Source organism: Luteibacter sp., from assembly GCF_051958795.1.
Taxonomy (GTDB): domain Bacteria; phylum Pseudomonadota; class Gammaproteobacteria; order Xanthomonadales; family Rhodanobacteraceae; genus Luteibacter.
On the sequence record NZ_JBQCFT010000118.1, the window covers coordinates 1 to 7075 of the forward strand.

The 7075-nt window shown below is 65.0% G+C and carries 4 protein-coding genes and 1 pseudogene; 1 reads left to right on the forward strand and 4 read right to left on the reverse strand.

The genetic code is table 11. The features are described 5' to 3' along the window. Nucleotides 1-1749, reverse strand: a pseudogene (locus tag ACTHLF_RS06555) (hypothetical protein); the annotation flags it as partial. A 91-nt stretch (nt 1750-1840) separates the two neighbouring features. Further along, a complete protein-coding gene (locus ACTHLF_RS06560; RefSeq protein WP_440325909.1) occupies nt 1841-2944 on the reverse strand; it encodes a DNA-binding protein in 1104 nt (367 codons plus the stop codon). A 138-nt stretch (nt 2945-3082) separates the two neighbouring features. Here ACTHLF_RS06560 and ACTHLF_RS06565 point away from each other — a divergent pair, with 138 nt between their 5' ends. After that, nucleotides 3083-4474: a tyrosine-type recombinase/integrase gene (locus tag ACTHLF_RS06565; RefSeq protein WP_440325911.1), complete on the forward strand. Its 1392-nt coding sequence runs from the start codon at nt 3083-3085 to the stop codon at nt 4472-4474. A 24-nt stretch (nt 4475-4498) separates the two neighbouring features. Here ACTHLF_RS06565 and ACTHLF_RS06570 read toward each other — a convergent pair whose 3' ends face one another. Continuing rightward, nucleotides 4499-5662, reverse strand: a complete 1164-nt coding sequence (locus ACTHLF_RS06570; RefSeq protein WP_440325912.1) for an AlbA family DNA-binding domain-containing protein — start codon at nt 5660-5662, stop codon at nt 4499-4501. 138 nt (nt 5663-5800) lie between these two features. Further along, nucleotides 5801-7075, reverse strand: a 1275-nt coding sequence (locus ACTHLF_RS06575) for a hypothetical protein (protein ID WP_440325914.1), incomplete at its 5' end; no start/stop codon positions are given.

Below are 7075 nucleotides of genomic sequence, written 5' to 3' on the forward strand. Positions count from 1 at the left end.
GGAGAGCTTGCCCCCTTCAACCAAGTCCCTGAGCTGGCGATCGGTTCGTGCCCGAAGCTCCAGATAGGATCGAAGGAATTCTTCAACCCGGCGCCGCCCCCGCGACAGGCTGGCTATGTCAGCTTCAACGTCCTTCAGCGCGGCCTGCTCCGTTGCCAGCTGCGCGAGTGTTACGTCATCGGCCGACTGCGTGACAGCCGGAAGCTGTTTTTTTAGTTCGACAACCTGCTGGCGGGCCTCGTCACGCGAATTGACCTTACCCTCACGCTGAGCGAGAGCGCCATGCAGACGGTCGATTTCGCGATTTAAGGTGGAAATCTGACCGCGAAGACCATCGCGACGGGACTGCGACGATTGCTCCCGCGACAGCCGCAGTTCGTCAAAGGACGAGAAGCCCTCGCGGTGGCCTTCGTCGAGATGCGAAAAGACAACATCCTCAATGGCGCGTTGCAGTTCGTTTCCCTGATGATCTGACGAGCACAGGCGCTCGACAAAGTCCTGCGATAGGTAACGTACCAGGGGGCGCTCGGCTTTGAACGGCTTGTCGAGCAGTATGCCGGCGGTCGCGGTGCCGGTAGCCCATTCAAGCGTGGCTTCCACCCCAAAAAGGTGCACTCGCCCCTTCACGATAAAGGACGATTGGGATTGTTCATCGGTCGACACGCCGGCCGCGAACGCGATGAGATCCGCAATGGCCGTCTTGCCGGCCCCTTTCTCCCCAATGATGGCGACGAGTCCGCTATTGAGCGGGATATCGTTCGTGGCGAACCAGCCCGCGCCTTGTCGAATAAGGATACGCTGAATGATCCGACTTGCATCCGAAACCCCCGGCTTGGACGGCCCGATGTGGACGCGCTCATCGGGTTCCCAGATCACCTGGCGCAACCCCTCGAATGTCGGATCGGCCTTGATCCAGCAGAACCGGTTTTCGTCAGGGCGGAACAGTTCGGCGAGGTTGTGCGCGTCCGATCCGTGCAAGCAAGGCTTCAGCGATGAATACATCTGCACGATCTGGCTTTCCGGAACGCCTTCTTTCCGACCCAAATAGTAAGCACGATCACTGGGATTGGCTGAGAAGACGAAGTGCGCGTGCTTGAGCAATTGATCGCGAACGGCACTGAAACCGTCGACCGGCAGGCCGCTGATCCCATCCTTGCCGTTAGCGATGCCAATCAGCGCGTTGGCCCGTAGCCAGCCCTGCTTCCCGATCCACGCAATGATCACCTCGTACGAGGGCTTGAACTGCTCCAGCCCGAAACGATACGCGGCCTCGTCCGTCAGGTTCGCTTGCTGCGCGCGTCCGAACGCGATCAGCTCCTCGCGCACGCATCCGTAGGATTCGCCGCCATAGTCGACCCGCAGGTTGCGCAGGGCTTGTTTGATCTTGGCGACGTGCTCAGGATCGGTCGGATCAACGAGTACATGGATATTTAAGGCCTTGCCGTCCTTCGTTTGCGGGCTTGCACGCAATTCGATATTGGGCAGGATCAACTCAACCTGCGTCAGCGCCGGCGTCTGAGCCGTGCGCGCCGCCAGCACGCGCTCGTAACCATCGATGCTCAGGTAGTCGGTTATGCCGATCACCGCAATCGCTTGCTCCGATGCCTTCGTCTCCAGCGCAAGCAGGTACTCCTCCCAGCCTATGCCTGGATACGGGGTCCCAAGGACACTGTCTGGCGTGTGGATGTGGAGATCCCAGCGGCGCCATTCTGAACCGCTGGGGAACTTTGACTGACTTACGCAAACCATGCGGTTAACCTCATCCTTGCGGGCAACGGAGTCGAGCGTACGCGCTGATGCTAATCGCTCCCGTAAATGCCGCCAAGGCGCGATATTGGGCCTAGGGTGAATCGTCGGTAGCCGGGCGGGCGGCCAGCGCGGCTTCCTGGAGCAGCGCATGCAGCCGACCCGTCTCCCTGGTGAGGGCCGCCACCGTGGCCTGGCTGGCGGCCAGGGCTTCGCTCGTCTGGCTCGTCACCGTTCGCGCATGGGTCAGCGCATCCCGCTCGCGCGCGAGTTCGCTGGTCAGATGCTCACGCAGGCGAAGGTCCGAGGTAGCCGTCGCCTTTGCGAGCTGCGCCGCCTGTTCGAGTTCCACCAACAGCGCGGCATGCTGGGTGACCGCGGTCCGTGCTGTGTCGAGTTCGCTGGCACGCGCCTCCGCTAAGCCTTCGGCGACGGTGCGCGCGGCCGTCGCGGCGGCCAACGCGGTATGCAACGCCTGGGCTTCCGCCTCGCTCGCCTGCAGGGCGGCAAGCGTCGCGGTGAGCTCGTCGTCGCGCGTGCGGGCCTCGTCTTGCAGCGCACCCACCGTGCGTCGGGCATCGCGAAGCTGGCCGGCCAGTTGGTCATGGGCGGCCTTGCTGATCGCGAGCTGCTGCTCAGTCTCGCGCACGACGTGTGCGGCGGTGCGGACACCGTCCTGTAATGCCACCAGCTGAGCCTGCAACGTCTCGTTGCGATTCTCCAGGCGCTGGAAGTCCTCGCGCATTGCCGTGACCAGCCCGGCGGTGGCCGCGCGTTCGGTAACCAGCGTCGCCTGATCCACCGCCAGTTGGGCGCGCGCGCCTTCCAGCACCGTTCGGTCGTCGGCGAGGGCGTCGATCATTGGCTGCAGCTCCCGGCGGGCGGCCGTGACGGCCGCCGCCTGCAGGCGCTCCCACAACGCCGCTAGTTCAGCAGGGACGTCGGTGACACCGGTAGCCTCCCGGCCCCGCCGGAACCACGCGTCGAGCTTCGGGTGGATGGCGTTGGGCGAACCCCCGCCGGCGATGCGCCGGATCAACTCCACCGTCGGTTTGACCCCCGGGGTTTGAAACGCGGCGTCGGCGATCGCGTCGACATCGGCCTGCTCCAGCGGTCCAGCGCGTGCCCCGCATTGGTCGCGCCACGCGGCGGCGACCGCGGCTTCGGCGGCGTGTTGCTCGGCTTCGGTCGCCACCATCGGTCTCCGGGGAAGGGCGCTGAAACTGTAGGCGCACGCCGCCAGCGACGCAATAAGATATGCCATACATATCCCATATCTTGGTGGAGTAACGACTTCCGACAATGGCACTTGTCAGAATAGGATGTGAGGGGTAAGGTGCGTATCGTCGGCGAATCGGCTGCGTTTCTGGCCGTTATGCCCTGCCCTTACTGCCTTGGAACGCGGATGCCCCGTCGGCACTCCCTGCCCGCCCTTCCCTTTCAAGCGACGCGCGATCGACTTGCCGCGCAACTGCGCAACGCGGCGTCTGCCCGCGCCGAGGGCGCCGCCGAAAGCGCGGTCGCCGGGTTGGCCGAGGTTGCCCAAGGGGGCCTGGTGGCGGTCCGTCAGGCCGTCGTCGGCCCGTTGGGGGTGCCGTTCCGCTTTGCCTTGTCGGACGATCAGCTGGCTGCGGCCACCGACTACGTCGACCAGCAGCGCCATCACGGCACCCTTGGCCTGGCTCCGAACAGCCGCCGCACGCGGGCGGCGGACTGGCTGACCTGGCTGGCGTTTTGCGCACACTATGACCGCGTGGTCCTGCCAGCGGCGTTCGACGACGTCCGCGCCTTCCTGGACTTGCTGCTCGCTGCCGGCCGCCGCAAGCCCACGCTCGAGCACATCGTGTGGTCACTTACCGACATTCATCGCCGGCACGGCTGCCCGAATCCGATGGACAGCGCGGTCGCCCGGGACTACTGGCGCGACGTCGTGCGGGAGCGCGTCGATGCGAATCAGGCGCAAGCGGCCCCTATGACCCTGGATCTGCTTGAAGCGATGGTGGCCGCGCTCGAGGCCGAACCGTTGAGCACCCGCCGGGTCGCTCCGTCGCGGCTCGCCTTGGCCGCGCACGCCCAGCAGCGGCGCCGCCGGCGCGATACCGCGCTGCTCCACGTGGCCAACGACTTGTTGATGCGCGCTTCCGAACTGGTCGCGATGCCTTGGGCGCGGATCGAGCCCCTTTCAACCGGTGGCGGCACCTACCGGTTTGGTCGGACCAAGACCGACCAGGCCGGCGTGGGCCGTACGTTGTACCTGCGTCCGGAATCCATGACGGCTTTGCAGGCATGGCGCGACGTGGCGCCCGTGGGCGAGTACGTCTTTCATGCGGTGGCCGACGATCTCTTTCTGGATACCGCTGCGGCGGAGGACGCCACGGAGGCCGAGCGCTGCCGTACGCGCGTCGCGGCCGCGCAACGCCGGGAGGCTGTCCCCCTGAGCACCCGCGAGGTGGGGAACGTGTTTCGGCGTGCGGCGACGCTCGCCGGACTGGATCCGGACCTCCACTGGCTCTCGGGCCATTCGGCGCGCGTGGGCGCAGCGCAGGACATGGTCCGCGCAGGGTCCACGACTGCTCAAGTGCAGATCGCCGGCCGCTGGGCCAGCGAGCGGATGCCCATCCGTTATGCCGAGCACCTGCTGGCCGCCCAGGCGGGCGAGGATCGGTTCGCCCGCCTCAAGGCCCTGCGCCCATCCCGTGAGCGCCGCTCACCGGACAATGAGGAGTAGCCGTGCACCAAAAGGACGCGGACCCTATACGACTTTGCTGCGCACCGACGCGGGCAGCAGTTCGAAAAAGGCGCCCAACCGTGGCATCGGCACTTCGATCTCCCGCACACCCGCCACCGTGAACGCGTGGCGATGCACTAAGGGGCGGGCCAGTTCGCGCGCAAGGACGGTCACGACCAGGACATAGTCTCCCGCCTGCGTCGGTAGCAGGGCCAGATCAACCTCCGTACGTGCGGACTGACCCGGTCGGAGCGTGCCAAATTCAACGCGGGCGGTTGGCGCACCGCCGCTATCGTCGACATGCATGCGCCGCTGTGTCGCCTGAAGTACGGACTGCACCGTGTGGCCAAAATAAAGCTCGTGCGCCCGCGGGGCCTTCGGTAGATCGTCGACTCGCACCATGCCCGTCGACTGGGAGCTCAAGCCTTCGCAAGACACGTCCACCTGGACATCGTCGAGGCTGAACTCAGAGTCGTTGCGCAGGCCGACGCGCACCTCGATGGCGGCCAAGTGAGTGGCAATGAATGTGCCCATCTGCCGGTAATAGTGACGATTGACATGACCGATGGGACTGCTTCGCCGGTCGTCTTCCCTGGCCAAGTCCGGCAGATCAGCGAATTGCACGAAGGTGCGCGCGAAGTCGGTCGGGAATGCGTCGTTGGCCGGGGTCGCCAGGGTGACCGACAGGTCCGGATCAGGCGCTCGGGCATCGGCCACACCCATCAACGAGATTTCCCGGGGATCGGCAATACCGGTGGCGCTGCCGCGGCGGACATACACGGTGTCGCGTTTCACCGCGCCGTAATCCTTCCGGACGAAGAACGGCCTCCCGGCTTGCTTGGGAATGCCGAGGATCGCGACATGTTTGCCTTCGAACATCCGCTCTTCGTAATGAAAGGTTAGCTTCGGCTCGACCTTGGCATTGATGAACTCCTGCAAGCGCGAATCATCGATGATCCCGTCGGGGCTCAGTCCGACGAGCTCGGCCGGTTCCGGCGAGCGCTCCTTAAAACCCATCAAGATCCACGCCCAGCCATCGCGTGTCGCGTTGGCCATCGCCAGAACATCCTTGAGTAATTCGGATTTGTCCTCGTCACCGGCCTTGGCAAATTTGTAGCGCTCGGCCTTGTAATCGAGGTCGGCACTTTCGCCGCGGTAACGCAAGGACGCGAGCAGCCTATCGTCCATCGGCGGGGCTCCCCTGCGTGCACTGCGCTACGTGGCGGGCGCCCAGCGTCACACTGCCCCGATCGCTTCTCTTCGCTGCCAACGGTACCCTGCCCCCGGCAGCGGGCGACTCCGGTCTCTTACGCGTCACTGGCGTGGTCATGGCTTATGCGGCTTCCTTTTCATGTTGACCTTCGTTCCTCGCTTGCCCGGGGTTAGGCTGGAGACGAAGTGGTACCGCTTGAGCGCGTCGAGCAAGAGACCCACGCCCCCAGCGGGATCGACCTCGGTGCTTCGCCCGTTACCGACCTTGGCCAGGTCGCCGCCCAGGGAGCGCAAGGCCGCGGAGACCGGCGGCCACGTCAGTGCCGGCATCGCCTGTAGTAAAAGGTTCTTGGTCCATCGCGGCTCGTTTTCGGTCGTGGGCAGCAGTCGCGCGGCGGCATCGACCAGCGGCGCCGGGAAGGCCAGGTCGGCGTCGGCGGCACGCTCGGCGAGCGCGCCAAGCAGTGCACGCGACCCGTCGAACGCCGTGGCATCCATCATGGCAAAGATGCGCACTGCATCCTCGATCGACAGCACTGAATCCTCGTAGAGACGGGCGGTGAGCCCGAAATCCAGTTGCGCCTCGACCGGTGTCTGGCGGGCCTGATCCCAATGCGACGCAAGGTAGGCCACCTGGGTTTCCAGTGGCCGCGCCATCATAACCGTCCAGATCGCCTCGCTGAACGCCAGGCGGCCGTGTCGGACCAGCAGTTCCAGGCGCTCGTCGGGGACTCCCTCGCTCAGCGATGCCGGCGATGTGATCACACTGGTCGACAACAGGGTGAGGACGGTTGAATCGTCGAGGTCAGGGTCGCTCACGATCCATTCCTGAAGACGTTCATCGCCACTGCTGTTCCAAAGCCCTTGGCCAAGTAGCGTTGCATGAGCGCTAGCGTAGTCTTTGAGGATGGTCCGGGTCGTCGCCTCGTCGACCGCATCGGGGTCATCCGTGCCGACACGCGGCCGGCGCGCTTCATACGTGCGTACTGCATCCACGCGGTCGTCGAGGCGATCCGCGCGCATCGCGCTGTCCCAGAAATCCGGTGGCAAGGTGGCGAGGTTGGGAAAGGTACACTGGCTCTTTTCGAAGTACTTCCCTGCCATCGTTTCGTCGTGCTCCAGCGCCTTGAGCACCCTCAGCACGACGGCAGGCGTCTCCTCCAGCGCTACGTCCTGCTCCAGAATCCGGGCCACAATTCCGCGTAGGTGCAGGAATACGAAGGCATCGATGCCGTCGATACGATCCGCCGCCAGCAGTCGGCTCACGGTCAGCGGTGCCGCCACTGACTCCGACGCCTCCCCGTTGAGTGCGACCAGCCGCAGCATGGCCGGAACAGGTGACAACGCGTCGGCACTCACCAGTGCAGAAAGGATCTCCGGCGTCGTCGT

Coding starts and splice junctions, on each gene's coding strand:
- ACTHLF_RS06570 (WP_440325912.1), bottom strand. CDS start 5,662: ATGGACGATAGGCTGCTCGCGTCCTTGCGTTACCGCGGCGAAAGTGCC.
- ACTHLF_RS06560 (WP_440325909.1), bottom strand. CDS start 2,944: ATGGTGGCGACCGAAGCCGAGCAACACGCCGCCGAAGCCGCGGTCGCC.